18 protein-coding genes are annotated in these 20,465 nt (G+C 52.7%); 16 read left to right on the forward strand and 2 right to left on the reverse strand.

Annotated elements, in window-relative coordinates; all coding sequences use genetic code 11:
* Window position 1: 1 nt before the first annotated feature.
* Window positions 2-994, reverse strand: coding sequence for an aspartate--ammonia ligase (gene asnA, locus ABLU96_RS15080; RefSeq protein WP_064406052.1), 993 nt, complete (start codon window positions 992-994; stop codon window positions 2-4).
* Between the two features lie 152 nt (window positions 995-1,146).
* Between asnA and asnC the strand changes: the two genes are divergently transcribed.
* The 13 genes from asnC to ABLU96_RS15145 all read left to right on the forward strand — a co-directional run bounded on the left by asnC (window position 1,147) and on the right by ABLU96_RS15145 (window position 12,646).
* On the forward strand, window positions 1,147-1,605 hold the full coding sequence (asnC, locus tag ABLU96_RS15085) for a transcriptional regulator AsnC (RefSeq protein ID WP_004107306.1): 459 nt from the start codon (window positions 1,147-1,149) through the stop codon (window positions 1,603-1,605).
* A gap of 92 nt (window positions 1,606-1,697) precedes the next feature.
* Window positions 1,698-2,138 carry an FMN-binding protein MioC gene (gene mioC, locus ABLU96_RS15090; RefSeq protein WP_049078764.1) on the forward strand — a complete coding sequence of 147 codons (441 nt, stop codon included), beginning with the start codon at window positions 1,698-1,700 and terminating at the stop codon, window positions 2,136-2,138.
* 381 nt (window positions 2,139-2,519) lie between these two features.
* Complete coding sequence (gene mnmG / locus ABLU96_RS15095; RefSeq protein ID WP_004855773.1) at window positions 2,520-4,409, forward strand: tRNA uridine-5-carboxymethylaminomethyl(34) synthesis enzyme MnmG; 1,890 nt, start codon at window positions 2,520-2,522, stop codon at window positions 4,407-4,409.
* A gap of 113 nt (window positions 4,410-4,522) precedes the next feature.
* Window positions 4,523-5,146 (forward strand): 16S rRNA (guanine(527)-N(7))-methyltransferase RsmG, encoded by a 624-nt coding sequence (gene rsmG / locus ABLU96_RS15100; RefSeq protein WP_004855770.1) that lies wholly within the window; start codon window positions 4,523-4,525, stop codon window positions 5,144-5,146.
* A 616-nt stretch (window positions 5,147-5,762) separates the two neighbouring features.
* Window positions 5,763-6,143 (forward strand): F0F1 ATP synthase subunit I, encoded by a 381-nt coding sequence (atpI, locus tag ABLU96_RS15105; RefSeq protein WP_004127040.1) that lies wholly within the window; start codon window positions 5,763-5,765, stop codon window positions 6,141-6,143.
* A gap of 8 nt (window positions 6,144-6,151) precedes the next feature.
* Window positions 6,152-6,967: a F0F1 ATP synthase subunit A gene (gene atpB / locus ABLU96_RS15110; RefSeq protein WP_004127037.1), complete on the forward strand. Its 816-nt coding sequence runs from the start codon at window positions 6,152-6,154 to the stop codon at window positions 6,965-6,967.
* A gap of 47 nt (window positions 6,968-7,014) precedes the next feature.
* Window positions 7,015-7,254: a F0F1 ATP synthase subunit C gene (gene atpE, locus ABLU96_RS15115; protein WP_000429386.1), complete on the forward strand. Its 240-nt coding sequence runs from the start codon at window positions 7,015-7,017 to the stop codon at window positions 7,252-7,254.
* A gap of 56 nt (window positions 7,255-7,310) precedes the next feature.
* On the forward strand, window positions 7,311-7,781 hold the full coding sequence (gene atpF / locus ABLU96_RS15120) for a F0F1 ATP synthase subunit B (protein ID WP_004107293.1): 471 nt from the start codon (window positions 7,311-7,313) through the stop codon (window positions 7,779-7,781).
* 14 nt (window positions 7,782-7,795) lie between these two features.
* Window positions 7,796-8,329: a F0F1 ATP synthase subunit delta gene (atpH, locus tag ABLU96_RS15125; RefSeq protein WP_004855764.1), complete on the forward strand. Its 534-nt coding sequence runs from the start codon at window positions 7,796-7,798 to the stop codon at window positions 8,327-8,329.
* Between the two features lie 12 nt (window positions 8,330-8,341).
* Window positions 8,342-9,883 carry a F0F1 ATP synthase subunit alpha gene (gene atpA, locus ABLU96_RS15130; RefSeq protein WP_004127029.1) on the forward strand — a complete coding sequence of 514 codons (1,542 nt, stop codon included), beginning with the start codon at window positions 8,342-8,344 and terminating at the stop codon, window positions 9,881-9,883.
* Between the two features lie 50 nt (window positions 9,884-9,933).
* Window positions 9,934-10,797 carry a F0F1 ATP synthase subunit gamma gene (atpG, locus tag ABLU96_RS15135; protein WP_004107278.1) on the forward strand — a complete coding sequence of 288 codons (864 nt, stop codon included), beginning with the start codon at window positions 9,934-9,936 and terminating at the stop codon, window positions 10,795-10,797.
* A 26-nt stretch (window positions 10,798-10,823) separates the two neighbouring features.
* Entirely contained in the window at window positions 10,824-12,206 is a 1,383-nt protein-coding gene (gene atpD, locus ABLU96_RS15140) for a F0F1 ATP synthase subunit beta (protein ID WP_004107276.1), read from the forward strand.
* Between the two features lie 20 nt (window positions 12,207-12,226).
* Window positions 12,227-12,646, forward strand: coding sequence for a F0F1 ATP synthase subunit epsilon (locus ABLU96_RS15145; protein WP_004107274.1), 420 nt, complete (start codon window positions 12,227-12,229; stop codon window positions 12,644-12,646).
* A gap of 411 nt (window positions 12,647-13,057) precedes the next feature.
* Here the strand turns inward: ABLU96_RS15145 and ABLU96_RS15150 are convergent, their stop codons facing one another.
* Window positions 13,058-15,229, reverse strand: a complete 2,172-nt coding sequence (locus ABLU96_RS15150) for a right-handed parallel beta-helix repeat-containing protein (RefSeq protein ID WP_064406048.1) — start codon at window positions 15,227-15,229, stop codon at window positions 13,058-13,060.
* 345 nt (window positions 15,230-15,574) lie between these two features.
* Here ABLU96_RS15150 and glmU point away from each other — a divergent pair, with 345 nt between their 5' ends.
* From glmU to pstS, 3 genes are all read left to right on the forward strand, one after another.
* Window positions 15,575-16,945 carry a bifunctional UDP-N-acetylglucosamine diphosphorylase/glucosamine-1-phosphate N-acetyltransferase GlmU gene (gene glmU, locus ABLU96_RS15155; protein ID WP_032751777.1) on the forward strand — a complete coding sequence of 457 codons (1,371 nt, stop codon included), beginning with the start codon at window positions 15,575-15,577 and terminating at the stop codon, window positions 16,943-16,945.
* Window positions 16,946-17,126: 181 nt separating this feature from the next.
* Window positions 17,127-18,956 carry a glutamine--fructose-6-phosphate transaminase (isomerizing) gene (gene glmS / locus ABLU96_RS15160; RefSeq protein WP_064406046.1) on the forward strand — a complete coding sequence of 610 codons (1,830 nt, stop codon included), beginning with the start codon at window positions 17,127-17,129 and terminating at the stop codon, window positions 18,954-18,956.
* Window positions 18,957-19,272: 316 nt separating this feature from the next.
* Window positions 19,273-20,313 (forward strand): phosphate ABC transporter substrate-binding protein PstS, encoded by a 1,041-nt coding sequence (gene pstS, locus ABLU96_RS15165; protein ID WP_004127017.1) that lies wholly within the window; start codon window positions 19,273-19,275, stop codon window positions 20,311-20,313.
* Window positions 20,314-20,465 lie beyond the last annotated feature (152 nt).

Raw genomic sequence — 20,465 nt, forward strand, 5'->3', positions numbered from 1 at the left:
ATTAAAGAAGCGCAGCAACGCTTTGACGAACCTGGGTTGGCCACACGCCGCACTGCACCTGGCCGATATGCTCAAGCTGCAGCAGCAGCATCGTCAGGCGAGACTGGCCAATGCCGCCGCCAATCGTCTGCGGCATCTCTCCGCGCAGCAGCGCCTGGTGCCATTCCAGCTGCAGGCGATCTTCGTCGCCGGTCATCGCGAGCTGACGCTTCAGCGCTTCGGCATCGACGCGGATCCCCATTGAAGAGAGCTCGAATGCATCTTCAAGCACCGGGTTCCACACCAGAATATCACCGTTCAGACCGGCATAGCCTTCAGCGGCAGACGTGCTCCAGTCATCGTAATCCGGCGCGCGAACGTCGTGACGCTGGCCATCGGAAAGCTTGCCGCCGATACCGATCAGGAATACCGCGCCCAGCTCTTTCGCGATCGCCCGCTCGCGGCCCTTGGCATCAAGATCCGGATAGCGGCTTAAAAGCTCTTGGCTGTGAACAAACTGGATCGTCTCCGGCAAGAAAGGCGTGAGGCCAAACGCTTTACTGACGGCGTCTTCGGTCGCTTTGATCCCGGCATAGATCGCTTCAACGGTTGCTTTCAGCGTGCCGCAGTGGCGCTCTCCATCACCCATTACGCGCTCCCAGTCCCACTGGTCAACGTAAACGGAATGGATGGGAGTTAATCGGTCTTCATCGGGACGAAGGGCCTTCATGTGCGTGTACAGCCCTTCGCCCGCGCTGAAGTCGTGTTGTCCCAGGGTTTGACGCTTCCACTTCGCCAGTGAATGAACCACTTCGAACTGGGCGTCTGGCAGTGTTTTCACTTTAACCTGAACCGCTTTTTCGCAACCAGAGAGGTTATCCTGGGTCCCATCGCCCACGCGGCTTAAGATCGGCGCCTGGACTTCGATCAGGCCGAGCTTCTCTTCAAGCTGGCGGGAAAAGTGTGACTTAACGAAACTAATCTGGCGTTGTTTTGCGATGTATGCGGTTTTCATTTTTTATAACTCCTGCGTCCTGTTGCCATTGATTAAGCAACAAAACAGCGCTGCAATTCAATAATCCAACAACAAAAAGCCTGCATCGATTTTGATTCATTAAAATTTGAGGCTAAAATAGAAATATTCGTCAAACTTCATAAGAAAAACCTATGGAAAATTATCAGATCGACAATCTGGACCGCGGCATTCTTGAGGCCTTAATGGCCAACGCGCGCACCGCCTATGCTGAACTGGCAAAACAGTTTGGCGTCAGCCCGGGGACCATTCACGTGCGGGTAGAGAAAATGAAGCAGGCCGGAATTATTACCGGCGCACGCATCGACGTCAGCCCCAAGCAGCTGGGTTACGATGTAGGATGTTTTATCGGCATCATTCTGAAGAGCGCGAAAGACTACCCCTCCGCGCTGGCCAGGCTAAACAGCCTGGATGAGGTTACTGAAGCCTATTACACCACCGGACACTACAGCATCTTTATAAAGGTGATGTGCCGATCGATTGATGCGCTCCAGCATGTACTTATCAACAAGATCCAAACAATTGATGAAATTCAGTCCACTGAAACGCTGATCGTCCTGCAAAACCCGATTATGCGTACCATCCGCCCGTGAATCGGGCTTTTTAATCCCACATTTTTCCACAGGTAGATCCCAGCTCGCTCACAGCGTACAATACGCCACTCTGAATAGTGGAGCGGGCGATCATGGCAGAGATAACTCTTATCAGCGGCAGTACGCTGGGTAGCGCAGAATATGTATCAGAACATCTGGCGGAAAAGCTGGAAGAGGCTGGACACAGCACGACTATTCAGCACGGCCCGCTGCTCGACGATCTGCAGGCGGAAGGGATCTGGCTGGTTATCTCTTCGACGCATGGCGCCGGGGACATTCCCGATAATCTTCTGCCTTTCTATGAAGCGCTTCAGGAGAAGCAGGTCGACCTCTCTGCGGTCCGTTTTGGCGCAGTCGGCATCGGTAGCCGTGAATACGATACCTTCTGCGGAGCAATTGATAAGCTCGAGACGGCGCTCAACGCCTGCGGGGCAAAACAGATCGGTGAAACGCTAAAAATTAACGTTCTCGAACATGAAATTCCGGAAGATCCGGCCGAGATTTGGCTGGGATCCTGGAAAAACTTGCTCTGAGAATTGTAAAGATCATACTTTCTTCTGTGGATAACTATGCTTAAAAGCTTGGATCAACCGGTAGTTATCCAAAGTATAACCCTTGACTGATTTTTGTGCTGTGTATAACCCTTCATTTTGATCCCAGCTTATACGGACCAGGATCACCGATCATTCACAGAAAGCGATCCTTCTTAAGCGTTTGATCTTAAATCGCGGATCTGACTTATCCACAAGACAAGCCGATCCTAATAAGAGATCACAATAAAACAGATCTCTAAATAAAAGATCTTCTTTTTAATACTCAGGATCCCGGCGCTTTCTCGAAAGGCTAAAGTTGAGTAGAATCCACGGCCCGGGCTTCACTCTATTTTCAAACCGCTTTATGCGAGGCATACCACCATGTTTTATCAGGATCCTTTTGACGTCATCATCATTGGCGGGGGTCATGCAGGCACTGAGGCCGCGATGGCCGCAGCGCGAATGGGTCAACAGACTCTGCTTTTGACACACAATATCGACACGCTGGGGCAGATGAGCTGCAACCCGGCGATTGGCGGCATTGGGAAAGGACACCTGGTAAAAGAAGTGGATGCGCTTGGCGGCCTGATGGCGAAGGCAATTGACCACGCCGGCATCCAGTTTAGGATACTAAACGCCAGCAAAGGCCCTGCCGTTCGGGCGACTCGCGCTCAGGCAGACCGTGTGCTATACCGGCAGGCCGTACGTACCGCGCTGGAAAACCAGCCTAATTTAATGATCTTCCAGCAGGCGGTGGAAGATCTGATTGTCGAAAACGATCGTGTTGTTGGCGCCGTCACCCAGATGGGGCTTAAATTCCGCGCCAAAGCGGTGGTACTGACCGTCGGAACCTTTCTCGACGGTAAGATCCATATCGGCCTGGATAATTACAGCGGCGGTCGTGCAGGCGATCCTCCGTCGATCCCGCTGTCCCGCCGCTTGCGTGAACTGCCGCTGCGCGTCAGCCGCCTGAAAACCGGTACCCCGCCGCGTATCGATGCGAGGACGATTGATTTCAGCGTTCTGGCACAGCAGCACGGCGATAATCCGATGCCGGTCTTCTCGTTTATGGGAGATGCTTCGCAGCATCCGCGTCAGGTGCCGTGCTACGTCACGCATACCAACGAGAAAACGCATGACGTGATCCGTAATAACCTCGATCGCAGCCCGATGTATGCCGGCGTGATTGAAGGGATCGGTCCCCGCTACTGTCCTTCGATCGAAGACAAGGTCATGCGCTTTGCCGATCGTAACCAGCATCAAATTTTCCTCGAGCCGGAAGGCCTGACGTCCAACGAAATTTATCCAAATGGCATCTCCACCAGCCTGCCGTTCGATGTCCAGATGCAAATCGTCCGCTCAATGCAGGGGATGGAAAATGCAAAAATCGTTCGTCCTGGCTACGCTATTGAGTACGATTTCTTTGACCCGCGCGACCTGAAACCGACGCTGGAAAGTAAATTTATCCATGGCCTGTTCTTTGCCGGCCAGATTAACGGCACCACAGGTTATGAAGAAGCCGCCGCTCAGGGCCTGCTGGCAGGCCTGAACGCCGCTCGTTTCTCCGCCGAGAAAGAGGGGTGGGCGCCTGGCCGCTCTCAGGCTTACCTTGGCGTCCTGGTAGACGATCTGTGTACTCTCGGTACCAAAGAACCGTACCGCATGTTTACCTCTCGTGCGGAATACCGCCTGATGCTGCGTGAAGACAACGCCGATCTGCGCCTGACCGAACAAGGTCGTGAACTGGGTCTGGTGGATGACGAACGCTGGGCGCGTTTCAACGAGAAGCTTGAGAGCATTGAACGTGAACGTCAGCGTCTGAAAACCAGCTGGGTTAATCCGCTGGCGGAAAGCGCTGCGGAAGTGAATGCTCGACTGACGGCGCCTTTGTCCCGTGAAGCTAACGGTGAAGATTTGCTCCGTCGTCCGGAAATGACCTACGAACAGCTGGTGCAGATGACGCCGTTCTCGCCGGGTCTTGAGGACAAGCAAGCGGCTGAACAGGTCGAAATTCAGGTAAAATACGAAGGCTACATCGCGCGCCAGCAGGATGAAATCGAGAAACAACAGCGCAACGAGAACACGTTGCTGCCTGCTACGCTTGATTATCGCCAGGTGAATGGGCTGTCGAACGAGGTCATTGCCAAGTTGAACGACCATAAGCCGTCTTCGATAGGGCAGGCATCGCGTATTTCCGGCATTACGCCTGCGGCAATCTCGATTTTGCTGGTGTGGTTAAAAAAGCAGGGAATGCTGCGCCGTAGCGCCTGATATTCCACTGAACGATACATGGGCGAATAGCGCATCAGATATCCGTCAGGTCAATTTCTCAGCCCGGTAAGCGTATCGCCTCCGGGCTCATTGTTTTTAAACAGGTAACGATCGTGCTCAACAAACTTTCTCGTCTGCTTGATGAAGCAGGTATTTCACTTACCGATCACCAGAAAAACCAGCTTGTCGCCTACGTTGGCATGCTGGATAAGTGGAATAAGGCCTATAACCTGACCTCGGTTCGCGATCCTGACGAGATGCTGGTACGCCACATCCTCGACAGCATTGTTGTTGCGCCATACCTTAAAGGAACGCGTTTTATCGATGTCGGTACGGGGCCTGGGCTGCCGGGGATCCCGCTGGCTATCGTGCGTCCTGAATCCCACTTCACCCTGCTGGACAGTCTGGGCAAGCGAGTACGTTTCCTTCGGCAAGTCCAGCATGAGCTCAAACTGGATAACGTCACCCCGGTACAAAGCCGTGTGGAAGAGTTCCCGGCAGAGCCGCCGTTTGACGGCGTGATTAGCCGCGCATTTGCGTCGCTGAATGACATGGTGAGCTGGTGCCATCATTTACCTGCAGAGAACGGTCACTTTTATGCGCTCAAGGGCTTAGCGCAGGAAGATGAAATGGCAAATCTGCCGGAAGGGGTCGTCATTAAGGAAGTTGTCGAACTGCATGTGCCTCAGCTGGAAGGGGAGCGTCACCTTGTGGTGATTCAGCCAAAAATGATTTAATTTTTATCAAAAAATGTGAAAAAAACACGGTCCGTGGATGTTACAAAAATAAAAGTCACGGCAGGGTATTATCGGACTGTCTTTAACCCTGGGGTTACCAGGGGTTTTCTTTCCGTTAACTTTGCCCTGTTGCTTTACCAACAGAATAGTCAACATTGAAAATATCAGTACGCTAAAAATCTCGCTGCTTGCACTTCATACTGATGTTAAATTTTTATTATGAATGTCAATAAAAGGTTTTTATTGTATATGGGATTGTTTTAGAAAGAATACCTGGTTTTTATGTTGAATATCAAACGGATAAAAAATTGAGTTTTATGTACAGAATTAATTCGATTTCGCGAAAAATGTTTATTATGTGATCTGATGCACGCTTTAATTGCCGATTTTTCGCGGTATTTGCAGTTTTGCATGACGGCTCACAGATCGGTGAAATGCATGAAAAGTTGTCTGTCGGAAAATAATTAAACATTTATTCACTATTTTGCTACTTATTGTTTGAAATCACGAGGCGTCACCGTATAATTTGTCCGCTTTTTGATGCTTGACTCTTCGTCTTAAAGGACGTTTTATACGACACGCGACATACCTCGAAGGGAGCAGGAGTAAAAACGTGATGTCAGTGTCGCTCTTGAGTCGAAACGTTGCTCGTAAGCTTCTGTTTATTCAGTTACTGGCAGTAATAGCAAGTGGACTGCTGTTCAGCCTCAAAGACCCTTTCTGGGGCATCTCCGCGGTGAGTGGAGGTTTGGCGGTTCTTTTGCCAAACATGATATTTATGATTTTTGCCTGGCGTCATCAGGCGCATACACCAGCTAAAGGCCGAGTGGCCTGGTCCTTCGCCATTGGTGAAGCCTTCAAGGTGTTGCTGACCTTCGCCTTTCTGGCGGTGGCGCTGGCGGTTTTGAAAGTGGTATTTTTGCCGCTGATAGTGACGTGGGTTTTGGTGCTGGTGGTACAAGTTCTGGCGCCAGCTGTAATTAACAACAAAGGGTAAAAGGCATCATGGCTTCAGAAAATATGACGCCGCAGGATTACATAGGCCACCATCTGAACAACCTTCAGCTGGACCTGCGTACATTCTCGCTGGTGGATCCGCACAACCCCCCGGCCACCTTCTGGACGCTCAACATTGACTCCATGTTTTTCTCAGTGGTGCTCGGTCTGTTATTCCTGTTTATGTTCCGCAGCGTGGCTAAAAAGGCGACAACCGGCGTACCTGGTAAATTCCAGACCTTCATTGAGATGATCATCGGCTTCGTCCATGGCAGCGTCAAAGATATGTATCACGGCAAGAGCAAGGTCATTGCTCCGCTGGCCCTCACCGTGTTCGTCTGGGTATTCCTGATGAACCTGATGGATCTGCTGCCTATCGACTTTATCCCTTGGATCGGCGAACACGTTCTCGGTCTGCCTGCTCTGCGCGTGGTGCCGTCAGCTGACGTTAACATCACCCTGTCGATGGCGCTTGGCGTATTTATCCTGATTCTTTTCTACAGCATCAAAATGAAAGGCGTGGGCGGGTTCGTTAAAGAACTGACCCTGCAGCCGTTCAATCACTGGGCGTTCATTCCTGTCAACTTAATCCTTGAAGGGGTAAGCCTGCTGTCAAAACCTGTATCACTGGGTCTGCGACTGTTCGGCAACATGTATGCCGGTGAGCTGATTTTCATTCTGATTGCTGGCCTGTTGCCGTGGTGGTCACAGTGGATTCTGAATGTGCCATGGGCCATTTTCCACATCCTGATTATTACGCTGCAAGCCTTCATCTTCATGGTTCTGACGATCGTCTATCTGTCGATGGCATCTGAAGAGCATTGATTTTTACCAACATACTACGTTTTAACTGAAACAAACTGGAGACTGTCATGGAAAACCTGAATATGGATCTGCTGTACATGGCTGCCGCTGTGATGATGGGTCTGGCGGCAATCGGTGCTGCGATCGGTATCGGCATCCTCGGGGGTAAATTCCTGGAAGGCGCAGCGCGTCAACCGGATCTGATTCCTCTGCTGCGTACTCAGTTCTTTATCGTTATGGGTCTGGTGGATGCTATCCCGATGATCGCTGTAGGTCTGGGTCTGTACGTGATGTTCGCCGTCGCGTAGTAAGTTGTTCGAAAGAAACCTAAGCCACAGAGTTATTTTTTAAGAGGTATTGTGCTGTGAACATGAACGCAACAATCCTCGGCCAGGCCATCGCGTTTGTTATCTTCGTATGGTTCTGCATGAAGTATGTATGGCCGCCTTTAATGGCTGCCATCGAAAAGCGCCAGAAAGAAATTTCTGACGGTTTAGCTTCTGCAGAACGCGCTAAGAAAGATTTGGACCTTGCACAGGCCAACGCGACCGACCAGCTGAAAAAAGCGAAAGCGGAAGCCCAGGTAATCATCGAGCAGGCGAACAAGCGTCGCTCTCAGATCCTGGATGAAGCAAAAGCGGAAGCAGAACAGGAACGCACCAAAATCGTCGCACAGGCGCAGGCTGAAATCGATGCCGAACGTAAACGTGCCCGTGAGGAGCTGCGTAAGCAGGTTGCTATCCTGGCTGTTGCTGGCGCCGAGAAGATCATCGAACGTTCCGTGGATGAAGCTGCTAACAGCGACATCGTGGATAAACTTGTCGCTGAACTGTAAGGAGGGAGGGGCTGATGTCTGAATTTGTAACGGTAGCTCGCCCCTACGCCAAAGCAGCTTTTGACTTTGCCGTCGAACACAACAGCGTTGAACGCTGGCAGGATATGCTGGCGTTTGTTGCTGAAGTGACTAAAAACGAAGAAATGGCAGAGCTACTCTCTGGCGCACTGGCGCCGGAAACGCTCTCTGATGTGTTTATCGCGGTTTGTGGTGAGCAGCTGGACGAAAATGGTCAAAACCTGATCCGGGTGATGGCTGAAAATGGTCGTCTGAAAGCGCTCCCTGATGTTCTCGAGCAGTTCATTCACCTGCGCGCTGCCAGTGAGGCAACCGCAGAGGTAGAAGTTATTTCTGCCGCTCAAATGAGTGACGAACAGCTTGCGAAAATTACCGCCGCGATGGAAAAACGTCTGTCACGCAAAGTTAAGCTGAATTGCAAAATCGATAAGTCTGTAATGGCAGGCGTAATCATCCGTTCGGGTGATATGGTCATTGATGGTAGCGTACGCGGCCGTCTTGAACGCCTTGCAGACGTCTTGCAGTCTTAAGGGGACTGGAGCATGCAACTGAATTCCACCGAAATCAGCGAACTGATCAAGCAGCGCATTGCTCAGTTCAATGTTGTGAGCGAGGCTCATAACGAAGGTACTATCGTTTCTGTAAGTGACGGTGTTATCCGCATTCACGGCCTGGCCGATTGTATGCAGGGTGAGATGATCGCTCTGCCGGGTAACCGTTACGCTATCGCACTGAACCTGGAGCGCGACTCCGTAGGTGCAGTTGTGATGGGTCCGTACGCTGACCTCGCCGAAGGTATGAAGGTTAAATGTACTGGCCGTATCCTTGAAGTTCCGGTTGGCCGCGGCCTGCTGGGACGTGTGGTTAACACCCTGGGTGCACCGATTGATGGTAAAGGTCCGCTGGAGCACGACGGCTTCTCCGCCGTTGAAGCTATCGCGCCGGGCGTAATCGAACGTCAGTCCGTCGATCAGCCGGTGCAGACCGGTTATAAATCCGTTGATGCCATGATCCCAATCGGTCGTGGACAGCGTGAACTGATCATCGGCGACCGTCAGACCGGTAAAACCGCGCTGGCTATCGACGCCATCATCAACCAACGTGATTCCGGCATCAAGTGCGTCTACGTAGCCATCGGCCAGAAAGCGTCCACGATTTCTAACGTGGTACGTAAACTGGAAGAACACGGCGCGCTGGCTAACACCATCGTTGTGGTTGCAACCGCATCTGAATCTGCCGCACTGCAATACCTGGCGCCGTACGCCGGTTGTGCAATGGGTGAATACTTCCGCGACCGCGGTGAAGATGCGCTGATCATTTATGATGACCTGTCTAAACAGGCCGTTGCTTATCGTCAGATCTCCCTGCTGCTCCGCCGTCCGCCTGGACGTGAAGCATTCCCGGGCGACGTATTCTACCTCCACTCTCGTCTGCTGGAGCGTGCTGCACGTGTTAACGTCGAATACGTTGAAGCTTTCACCAAAGGTGAAGTGAAGGGTAAAACCGGTTCTCTGACTGCGCTGCCGATTATCGAAACCCAGGCGGGTGACGTTTCTGCGTTCGTTCCGACCAACGTAATTTCCATTACCGATGGTCAGATCTTCCTGGAAACCAACCTGTTTAACTCCGGTATTCGTCCTGCGGTTAACCCGGGTATCTCCGTATCCCGTGTTGGTGGTGCAGCTCAGACCAAGATCATGAAGAAACTGTCCGGTGGTATTCGTACCGCTCTGGCACAGTATCGCGAACTGGCGGCGTTCTCCCAGTTTGCCTCTGACCTTGATGATGCAACCCGTAAGCAGCTGGACCACGGTCAGAAAGTGACCGAACTGCTGAAACAGAAACAGTATGCGCCGATGTCCGTTGCGCAGCAGTCTCTGGTTCTGTTCGCGGCAGAACGTGGTTATCTGGCGGATGTCGAGCTGTCGAAAATCGGTAGCTTTGAAGCCGCTCTGCTGGCTTACGTCGACCGTGATCACGCTCCGTTGATGCAAGAGATCAACCAGTCCGGTGGCTATAACGACGAAATCGAAGGCAAGCTGAAAGGCATCCTCGATTCCTTCAAAGCAACCCAATCCTGGTAAAGTCTGGCGGCTTGCTCTAGGGCAGGCCGCAAGGCATTGAGGAGAAGCTCATGGCCGGCGCAAAAGAGATACGTAGTAAGATCGCAAGCGTCCAGAACACGCAAAAGATCACTAAAGCGATGGAAATGGTCGCCGCTTCCAAAATGCGTAAATCGCAGGAGCGTATGGCGGCCAGCCGTCCTTATGCAGATACGATGCGCAAAGTGATCGGTCACCTTGCGAACGGTAATCTGGAATATAAGCACCCTTACCTGGAAGAACGCGACGTTAAACGCGTGGGCTACCTGGTGGTGTCTACCGACCGTGGTCTGTGCGGTGGCTTGAACATTAACCTGTTCAAAAAGCTGCTGGCGGAAATGAAAGCATGGTCCGATAAAGGCGTTCAGTGCGAACTCGCAATGATCGGCTCCAAGGGCGTGTCGTTCTTTAATTCCGTTAGCGGTAATGTTGTCGCCCAGGTGACGGGTATGGGGGATAACCCATCCCTGTCCGAACTGATTGGTCCGGTAAAAGTGATGTTGCAGGCCTACGATGAAGGCCGTCTGGACAAGCTGTATATTGTCAGCAACAAATTTATTAACACCATGTCTCAGGTTCCAACCATCACTCAGCTGCTGCCGTTACCGGCTTCAGAAGATGGTGAGTTGAAGCGTAAATCCTGGGATTACCTGTATGAACCCGATCCGAAAGCGCTGCTGGATACCCTGCTGCGCCGTTATGTGGAATCTCAGGTTTATCAGGGCGTGGTAGAAAACCTGGCCAGCGAGCAGGCCGCACGTATGGTGGCGATGAAAGCCGCGACCGACAATGGCGGCAGCCTGATTAAAGAGCTGCAGTTGGTATACAACAAAGCTCGTCAGGCCAGCATTACTCAGGAACTCACCGAGATCGTCGGTGGAGCATCCGCGGTATAACCAGGTTAATTCGTAGAGGATTCAAGATGGCTACTGGAAAAATTGTCCAGGTAATCGGCGCCGTGGTCGACGTCGAATTCCCTCAGGATGCCGTACCGCGCGTGTACGAGGCTCTTGAGGTACAAAATGGTAGTGAGAATCTGGTGCTGGAAGTTCAGCAGCAGCTCGGCGGCGGTATTGTTCGTACCATCGCCATGGGTTCTTCCGACGGTCTGCGTCGCGGTCTGGAAGTAAAAGACCTCGAGCATCCGATCGAAGTCCCGGTAGGTAAAGCAACGCTGGGTCGTATCATGAACGTACTGGGCCAACCGGTAGACATGAAAGGCGACATCGGTGAAGAAGAGCGTTGGGCTATCCACCGCGCAGCACCTTCCTACGAAGAGTTGTCAAACTCTCAGGAACTGCTGGAAACCGGCATCAAAGTTATCGACCTGATGTGTCCGTTTGCGAAGGGCGGTAAAGTTGGTCTGTTCGGTGGTGCGGGTGTAGGTAAAACCGTAAACATGATGGAGCTGATCCGTAACATCGCGATCGAGCACTCCGGTTACTCCGTGTTTGCGGGCGTAGGTGAACGTACTCGTGAGGGTAACGACTTCTACCACGAAATGACCGACTCCAACGTTATCGATAAAGTATCCCTGGTGTATGGCCAGATGAACGAGCCGCCGGGAAACCGTCTGCGCGTTGCGCTGACCGGCCTGACCATGGCTGAGAAGTTCCGTGACGAAGGTCGTGACGTTCTGCTGTTCGTCGATAACATCTATCGTTACACCCTGGCCGGTACTGAAGTATCCGCACTGCTGGGCCGTATGCCTTCAGCGGTAGGTTACCAGCCGACTCTGGCGGAAGAGATGGGCGTTCTGCAGGAACGTATCACCTCCACCAAAACCGGCTCTATCACTTCCGTACAGGCGGTATACGTACCCGCGGATGACTTGACTGACCCGTCTCCAGCAACCACCTTTGCGCACCTTGACGCAACCGTGGTACTGAGCCGTCAGATCGCTTCTCTGGGTATCTATCCGGCAGTTGACCCGCTGGACTCCACCAGCCGTCAGCTGGATCCGCTGGTTGTTGGCCAGGAGCACTACGACACCGCTCGTGGCGTTCAGTCCATCCTGCAGCGTTATCAGGAACTGAAAGACATCATCGCCATCCTGGGTATGGATGAACTGTCTGAAGAAGATAAGCTGGTGGTAGCTCGCGCGCGTAAGATTCAGCGCTTCCTGTCCCAGCCGTTCTTCGTGGCAGAAGTATTTACCGGTTCTCCGGGCAAATACGTCTCCCTGAAAGACACCATCCGTGGCTTTAAAGGCATCATGGAAGGCGAATACGATCACCTGCCGGAGCAGGCGTTCTACATGGTCGGTTCTATCGACGAAGCCGTGGAAAAAGCCAAAAAACTTTAACGCCTTAATCGGAGGGTGATATGGCAATGACTTACCACCTGGACGTCGTCAGCGCAGAGAAACAAATGTTCTCTGGTCTGGTCGAGAAAATCCAGGTAACGGGTAGCGAAGGTGAACTGGGTATTTACCCGGGGCACGCGCCGCTGCTCACCGCCATTAAGCCTGGTATGATTCGCATCGTTAAGCAGCACGGTCACGAAGAATTTATCTACCTGTCAGGCGGCATTCTTGAAGTGCAGCCGGGTAGCACGACCGTTCTGGCTGATACGGCAATTCGTGGCCAGGATCTCGACGAAGCGCGAGCCCTGGAAGCGAAACGTAAGGCTGAAGAGCACATTAAGAGCTCTCATGGTGACGTGGACTACGCTCAGGCGTCTGCGGAACTGGCCAAAGCGATCGCTAAACTGCGCGTTATCGAGTTGACCAAAAAAGCGATGTAACACCGGCTTGAACGCTAAAAGCCAGTCTGGTTTCCAGGCTGGCTTTTTTTATGGCTTCGTTTCAGAAAAAACAAAACTAAAAAGTGGGTTTAAAAATTTTGTGATGCATATCTCATTTTTGTTGATCGTTTAAAAGATGAAGCGTAGACTTGTTTTTGTGATGTGAATCACAAAAAATCATCAAAAACGTAATCGCTATCCAGGAAGAGATCATGAAACTGCTTAATAAAATCGTCGCTTTCTTCAGTGCTATGAACGTAACCTTCGGTACGTTCAACCACTAAGAAGTCAACTTTCCAGACTGTTTTTGCGCTGTACCGCTAACTAAAACGACAACACATGCGGTGTGAAGCAGACAGAAAGTGAAAAGGTCGCCCCAGGGCGACCTTTATGTTTTTCACGCATAGCGGGTTAGTTGCGGCTAAGGAAGTTACCGGTGTTGAAGCTGCCGTCGGCCTCACGCGTCAGCGGATCCGGCAGCGCCAGCGTCTGATAATCGGCGCTGTTAATGCGTTTTCCCTGAGCGTTGATGCTTCTGCCGCCGTGGATAAAATAGTTGCTATCGTCAATATTCCCGACAACGGCATCGTCATATTTCGCAGGCTGGCTGCGCAGGGAAAGGTTCTCGCTGAAGGTGCCCTGCGTTTCCGGCGCACCGTACGGACTCGGGCGGAACAGGTAGTTAAAGCGCTGGTTATCTACCGCGACGTTGTTAACCACCACCAGCTTGCCGGGGTTAAAGTTGTCGGTAAAACCGTCCAGATGGTTATCGATGGCGATGCTGTTACGTACCTCGTGGGCGACCGGCTGCCCTTCCCCACCGAGCTTAAACCCGTTACTGGTATTATTGCGGGCAATAGAGTTCTCGATCACCACAACGCCGTTTGCACCGTCCTCAATTTTATTAAACAGGTCGAAACCGTCGTCGATATTATCGTGCGAGTAACAGCCCTCCAGCCGGTTACCCTCTCCTACGCGCATTTTCACCGCGAAGCCGTCGGCGTTAATTTTGCCCGGATCCTCGTTACTAAAGGATTCAGAATTCACTACCCGGTTAAAGCTGGCCCACAGCGGGCGTCCAACATCCGCCGGAGAGGAAATTTGAATGCCGGTATCATCGTTACGATACGCGGTGACGTTCTCGATCAGGTTATGGCTGCCCTGTACGCGCAGGCTCTTGTCCGTGATCTCAATCCCATCGATATGCCAGTAGCTGGCATCCAGCAGCAGCCCGTGAATAACCGCTTTTCCGTCGGCTTTTAGCGTTTTGATTTTGTCCTTCAGGCCGCTGGCGCTGACAGGAATGGCCGTTTGCGGGTAATCTCCGGCGGCTAATACAATTTGCCCGCCGGGCGGGACGAGTTTGATAGCGGAGACGAAATCCAGCGGCGAGTCCGCCGTCCCTTTTGCCTGAGATTGTCCCTCTGGCGCGGCGTAGAGCGTATTGCCTGTCACTTGGGGACTCTGTTCAACCGTCAGCGTCTGGGTCAGCGTTTCCGCGCCGGTAGCCGGAGTGAAGCGGATTTCGAACGTGCTTTTATCTTTCAGTACGGCAGGCTGGGTAAACATTTCCCCGGCCTTCACGGTTTTATCCTGCCCGATCACCACTTCATCCTGACGAACGGTGATGCGCCCATCGCTGTTGGTGCGCGCCTGTAGGATGTAAGCTTTGCTCTGGCTTACTGTTCCCGAAGCAATTTGCATAACCGGCGGCCAGCCTTTAGCGACATACGGCGCGGAGGGAACCGTATGTGCCGCTGAGGTGGTGAGCGAGGCGTTGCTGACGGTGATTTTTGCATTACGTGAGGCGAAGAAGCCGACGTAGTAATGTTCTTTATCCTGCCGGGCAACCAGATCGGCGTGAGGAACCTGCTGGCTTACCCATTCATTACTGCCCGTTGCTGCCCATGAGGTAATAAACCCGTCGTTGGTGCGTTCCAGTCTGAGCTGGAACGTCGGCGTTTGCTGGATATCGATTTTCTCTTTATAGCTCTGACGCTTTATTGATGCGCCCGCATTGCCCCACGGTTGGGTTATCCCTTCCCGGCTGATAGCCTGCAATTTGATATGTGAGCCATCTTTTTTATCCTGCGTCATAATGGCGTTCATCACCATATTGGATGCCGCCGGAAACTCTTCGTAGCCGACCTTCAGCGGCTGTTGACGCGGAACTCCTATTACATCGCGGACCAGCAGTCCCGCACCTTCCTGTGCCGCAGGACGCGCGCCATTTTCCGGGCCAAACTGATTGACGGTCACCGTAGCCTGCAGGATAAAATTCTGGCTGGTCGGTAGCCGGGTGTAAAAGAAGGTCAGTCCGTCGTGAGAATTGGCTATTTTACCTCCCCGGCTCTCGATGGTAATGGGCTGGCTGAGGTCGGCGACGTCCTGCGGCGTCAGTTTTTTTCCGGCGATGGTGACATCGTTGACGCCAATTTTTTCCGGCAGAACATTCGAGGAAAAATTGCTGTCGGTAGATTGCCCAAAGGCGATTGCCCGCCACTGATGACCATCGTTGGCCTGCAGCGGTAGCGCGATCATCGTACTGCAAAGGGTTAATGCCAAAGGTATTTTGTTATTCATTCTTTTCTCCTGGGTAATTATTAACCGGCATTATCAGGAAAATGAAATGGTGTTTCTATTTATCACGTCACAATTAATGAATATTAAAACTGTGTTTTATTTTATGGGTTTTCTTTATTTACCCGCCAAAAAAACAGCAAAAGCAGAGGGATAGCCGGCATTGCCACTCATTAAAATGCTTTTTTTGCGCTAAACGGGTTTGCGCTGACTAAAAATACCCACCTAAAATGGTGTATAGCGTTACACTTGTGCATTTTATCTTCGTCTCGTTTCATGATGAAAAATATGTAGATATTTCAACGTGAAAGGCTTTTACTTTTCGTTCCAACAGCAGTCAGGATGCGTATGTCAAACAGTCCGATGAGCGTGGTTATTCTTGCCGCTGGCAAAGGTACCCGCATGTATTCCGATCTTCCTAAGGTGTTGCATTCGCTGGCCGGGAAGCCAATGGTGCAGCATGTTATTGATGCAGCTAAAGAATTAGGCGCTTCCGCCGTACATCTGGTGTACGGGCACGGCGGCGATCTGCTTCGCCAGACGCTGCACGAAGATAACCTCAACTGGGTCCTGCAGGCCGAACAGCTAGGTACCGGCCACGCTATGCAGCAGGCGGCGCCGTTCTTCAGCGATGATGAAGATATCCTGATGCTGTACGGCGACGTGCCGCTCATTTCCGTCGAAACATTGAAGCGTCTGCGGGAAGCGAAACCGCAGGGCGGCATCGGTCTGTTGACGGTGAAGCTTGACGATCCGACCGGCTACGGCCGCATCACGCGCGATAACGGCGCGGTGACGGGCATTGTCGAGCATAAGGACGCCAGCGACGAGCAGCGCCGGATTCAGGAAATTAATACCGGGATTCTGGTCGCCAATGGCGCGGATCTTAAACGCTGGCTGGCTAAGCTCACCAACAACAACGTTCAGGGTGAATACTACATCACCGATATTATCGCCATGGCCTATGAAGAAGGTCGTGAAATTGCCGCTGTTCATCCTCAGCGTCTAAGCGAAGTGGAAGGCGTGAATAACCGCCTGCAGCTCTCCCGGCTTGAGCGCGTCTGGCAGTTTGAAAAGGCTGAAGAACTGCTGCTCGCGGGCGTTATGCTGCGCGATCCGGCGCGTTTTGATCTGCGCGGCGTGCTGAAACACGGGCGCGATGTCGAAATTGATACTAACGTTATCTTCGAAGGTGACGTGGTGCTGGGGGATCGGGTAAAGATTGGCACCGGCTGCGTCATCAAGAACAGCATCATTGGTGATGATTGCGAGATCAGCCCCTATACCGTAGTAGAGGATGCTCATCTGGCAGCCGCCTGTACCATTGGGCCGTTCGCGCGGCTGCGCCCAGGCGCTGAGCTTCTCGAAGGCGCGCACGTCGGCAACTTTGTTGAAATTAAAAAGGCGCGTCTGGGTAAAGGCACGAAGGCCGGGCATCTTTCCTATCTCGGAGACGCCGAGATAGGCGATAACGTGAATATCGGCGCGGGCACCATCACCTGTAACTATGATGGCGCAAATAAGCATAAAACGGTGATCGGCGATGACGTGTTTGTTGGCTCAGACAGCCAGCTGGTCGCTCCGGTGACCGTCGGCAAGGGGGTCACCATTGCCGCAGGAACAACGGTAACGCGTAACGTTGCCGATAATGAATTAGTGTTAAGCCGCGTGCCGCAGGTTCATAAACAGGGCTGGCAGCGCCCGGTGAAGAAAAAGTAACGCTATTTCTCTTTCGCCCTTTTCGGGGAAAGAGCGGGGTGAGGGGATAAAATAATCCTCCCCCCACGGCAGTACCCATAAAAATAACCCCACTCTCTACAAGGCTCGGGGCGCCCGAAAATACGGGTAAACAGGTTGACCGACAACGTATGGCATACAGCCAAAATCGGAATTAAAAACTATGTGTGGAATTGTTGGCGCAGTCGCGCAGCGTGATATTGCTGAAATCCTTCTCGAAGGTTTACGTCGTCTGGAATACCGCGGTTATGACTCCGCCGGTCTGGCCGTCGTCGATAACGAAGGTCATTTGAACCGCGTTCGCCGCCTCGGGAAAGTACAGATGCTGGCCCAGGCGCTGGAAGAACATCCGTTGCACGGCGGTACCGGGATTGCCCATACCCGCTGGGCGACGCACGGCGAACCGTCTGAAGGTAACGCGCATCCGCATGTTTCTGACCATATTGTGGTGGTGCATAACGGGATTATCGAAAACCATGAGCCGCTGCGCGAGCTGTTGCAGTCGAGGGGCTACGTTTTCGCCTCCGAGACTGACACGGAGGTTATTGCGCACCTGGTTCACTGGGAGCTGGAACAGGGCGGTACTCTGCGTGATGCGGTTCTGCGGGCTATCCCGCAGCTGCGCGGCGCTTATGGCACCGTGATCATGGATTCCCGCGATCCGGGTACGCTGCTGGCCGCTCGTTCAGGAAGCCCGCTGGTGATTGGCCTGGGGATGGGGGAAAACTTCATTGCCTCCGATCAGCTGGCGCTGCTGCCGGTTACCCGCCGCTTTATCTTCCTCGAAGAGGGCGATATTGCGGAAGTCACCCGCCGTTCCGTGACTCTCTTTGACAAATCCGGCGCCGAAGTGCAGCGCCCGGATATTGAATCCAGTCTGCAGTACGACGCGGGCGATAAAGGTATCTATCGTCACTATATGCAGAAAGAGATCTACGAGCAGCCGAACGCCATCAAAAATACCCTCTCCGGGCGCATTAGCCACGGCGAGGTTGATTTAAGCGAGCTGGGCCCGCAGGCTAACGAGCTGCTGTCTAAGGTCGAGCATATTCAGATCATCGCCTGCGGTACCTCCTACAACTCAGGTATGGTGTCCCGCTACTGGTTTGAGTCGCTGGCAGGGGTGCCGTGCGATGTTGAAATCGCCTCCGAGTTCCGTTATCGCAAATCGGCCGTGCGTCGCAACAGCCTGATGATCACCCTCTCTCAATCCGGCGAGACGGCGGACACCCTCGCCGGCCTGCGCCTGTCGAAAGAGTTGGGCTATCTGGGGTCGCTGGCGATTTGTAACGTGCCTGGATCATCCCTGGTGCGTGAGTCCGATCTGGCGATGATGACCAACGCCGGGACGGAAATCGGCGTCGCCTCGACTAAAGCCTTCACGACGCAGCTGACCGTTCTGCTGATGCTGGTGGCGAAACTGGCGCGACTCAAAGGCCAGGATGCGTCGATTGAACATGATATCGTGCATGGTCTGCAGGCGCTGCCGAGCCGCATTGAGCAGGTGCTTTCGCAGGACAAGCGTATTGAGGCGCTGGCTGAGAACTTCTCTGACAAACACCACGCGCTGTTCCTTGGCCGCGGCGATCAGTATCCCATTGCCCTGGAAGGGGCGCTGAAGCTGAAAGAGATCTCCTATATTCATGCGGAAGCCTATGCTGCCGGCGAGCTGAAGCATGGTCCGCTGGCGCTGATTGACGCTGAAATGCCGGTGGTGGTGGTCGCGCCGAACAACGAACTGCTGGAAAAATTGAAATCCAACATTGAAGAGGTTCGCGCTCGCGGCGGCCAGCTGTACGTTTTTGCTGACGGCGATGCGGGTTTCACCGGCAGCGACAATATGCACATCATTGAGATGCCGCATGTTGAAGAGGCGATCGCGCCAATCTTCTATACCGTACCGCTGCAGCTGCTGGCGTATCACGTCGCGCTGATCAAAGGGACTGACGTTGACCAGCCGCGTAACCTGGCGAAATCAGTTACCGTGGAATAACGATTTTACAGCGCTGAAAGGGCTGCCGTCCGGCGGCCCTTTTTATTTGCGGCGAACAGCGAGATCCCACCCGCTTTATGACAGCCTGTCATTTTTGAGACGCTTTTGCGCTGTCATAAAAATAAAATTTTCCGCTAATCTTTCTATCATTAACCATAGTAACAATATGATTTGTATTGTTTTTATTTAACGTAAATTCCCGTCTTTTTGCTTGTCATAAAACTGTAATAATTCGTACATTTTACTGTCACCTGTTTGTCCTATTTTGCTCACCATAGCTTCGAAACAATGGTTTACGAATCCAGCAGGAGACATTATGAACGTTATGCGTACCACCGTCGCAACAGTTGTCGCCGCGACCTTATCGATGAGCGCTTTCTCTGTTTTTGCAGCAGCAAGCCTGACTGGCGCAGGTGCAACTTTCCCCGCGCCGGTGTATGCCAAATGGGCAGATACCTATAACAAGGAAACGGGTAATAAAGTCAATTACCAGGGTATCGGCTCCTCTGGCGGCGTAAAACAAATTACGGCCAACACCGTAGACTTCGGTGCTTCTGATGCACCTCTTGCTGATGACAAGCTGGCTCAGGAAGGTCTGTTCCAGTTTCCGACCGTTATCGGCGGCGTAGTGCTGGCAATTAACCTGCCTGGCGTGAAATCCGGTGAGCTGGTGCTTGACGGTAAAACGCTGGGTGATATCTACCTGGGCAAAATCAAAAAATGGGATGACGCGGCGATTGCTAAGCTCAACCCGGGCATGAAGCTGCCTTCTCAGAACATCGCGGTGGTTCGTCGTGCCGATGGTTCCGGTACTTCCTTCGTTTTCACCAGCTATCTGGCGAAGGTGAACGAAGAGTGGAAATCTAAAATCGGCGCGGGCTCAACCGTTAACTGGCCGACCGGTCTGGGCGGTAAAGGCAACGACGGCATCGCCGCGTTCGTTCAGCGTCTGCCGGGCTCTATCGGCTACGTAGAATATGCCTACGCAAAACAGAACAACCTCGCTTACACCAAACTGCTGTCCGCCGATGGCAAGCCGGTGAGCCCGACTGAAGATAACTTCGCTAACGCGGCGAAAGAAATCGACTGGAGCAAATCCTTTGCACAGGATCTGACGAATCAGAAAGGCGACAACGCATGGCCGATCACTTCAACCACCTTCATTCTGGTTCACAAGGCTTCCAACAAGCCAGAGCAGACCGCCGAAGTGCTGAAGTTCTTCGACTGGGCGTATAAAAATGGCGGTAAAGAAGCCAACGCGCTGGACTATGCTACCCTGCCGGAAAGCGTGGTTGAGCAAGTTCGCGCGGCATGGAAGACCAACGTAAAAGACAGCAGCGGTAAAGCGCTGTACTAATACCCGTCAGCCTTCGAGCTACAGGTGCGTTGGCAGCGCTTGTTCACCCCGGTCACATAGCCCATCTATGTTCCCGGGGATCCACAAGCCAGCTGCCTGCCTGCAGCTCGAATTATTTAGGGTATGGCATTACCTTTGCCAGAAAGATCAGT

Source organism: Klebsiella sp. CN_Kp106, assembly GCF_040064575.1.
GTDB lineage: Bacteria > Pseudomonadota > Gammaproteobacteria > Enterobacterales > Enterobacteriaceae > Klebsiella > Klebsiella michiganensis.

Excerpts from the sequence above, each read along its gene's own strand:
- atpB (WP_004127037.1), top strand. The coding sequence starts at position 6,152 with ATGGCTTCAGAAAATATGACGCCGCAGGATTACATAGGCCACCATCTG.
- atpG (WP_004107278.1), top strand. The coding sequence starts at position 9,934 with ATGGCCGGCGCAAAAGAGATACGTAGTAAGATCGCAAGCGTCCAGAAC.
- atpE (WP_000429386.1), top strand. The coding sequence starts at position 7,015 with ATGGAAAACCTGAATATGGATCTGCTGTACATGGCTGCCGCTGTGATG.
- glmS (WP_064406046.1), top strand. The coding sequence starts at position 17,127 with ATGTGTGGAATTGTTGGCGCAGTCGCGCAGCGTGATATTGCTGAAATC.
- asnA (WP_064406052.1), bottom strand. The coding sequence starts at position 994 with ATGAAAACCGCATACATCGCAAAACAACGCCAGATTAGTTTCGTTAAG.
- atpD (WP_004107276.1), top strand. The coding sequence starts at position 10,824 with ATGGCTACTGGAAAAATTGTCCAGGTAATCGGCGCCGTGGTCGACGTC.
- atpI (WP_004127040.1), top strand. The coding sequence starts at position 5,763 with ATGTCAGTGTCGCTCTTGAGTCGAAACGTTGCTCGTAAGCTTCTGTTT.
- atpH (WP_004855764.1), top strand. The coding sequence starts at position 7,796 with ATGTCTGAATTTGTAACGGTAGCTCGCCCCTACGCCAAAGCAGCTTTT.
- atpA (WP_004127029.1), top strand. The coding sequence starts at position 8,342 with ATGCAACTGAATTCCACCGAAATCAGCGAACTGATCAAGCAGCGCATT.
- mioC (WP_049078764.1), top strand. The coding sequence starts at position 1,698 with ATGGCAGAGATAACTCTTATCAGCGGCAGTACGCTGGGTAGCGCAGAA.
- ABLU96_RS15150 (WP_064406048.1), bottom strand. The coding sequence starts at position 15,229 with ATGAATAACAAAATACCTTTGGCATTAACCCTTTGCAGTACGATGATC.
- pstS (WP_004127017.1), top strand. The coding sequence starts at position 19,273 with ATGAACGTTATGCGTACCACCGTCGCAACAGTTGTCGCCGCGACCTTA.
- glmU (WP_032751777.1), top strand. The coding sequence starts at position 15,575 with ATGTCAAACAGTCCGATGAGCGTGGTTATTCTTGCCGCTGGCAAAGGT.
- asnC (WP_004107306.1), top strand. The coding sequence starts at position 1,147 with ATGGAAAATTATCAGATCGACAATCTGGACCGCGGCATTCTTGAGGCC.
- mnmG (WP_004855773.1), top strand. The coding sequence starts at position 2,520 with ATGTTTTATCAGGATCCTTTTGACGTCATCATCATTGGCGGGGGTCAT.
- ABLU96_RS15145 (WP_004107274.1), top strand. The coding sequence starts at position 12,227 with ATGGCAATGACTTACCACCTGGACGTCGTCAGCGCAGAGAAACAAATG.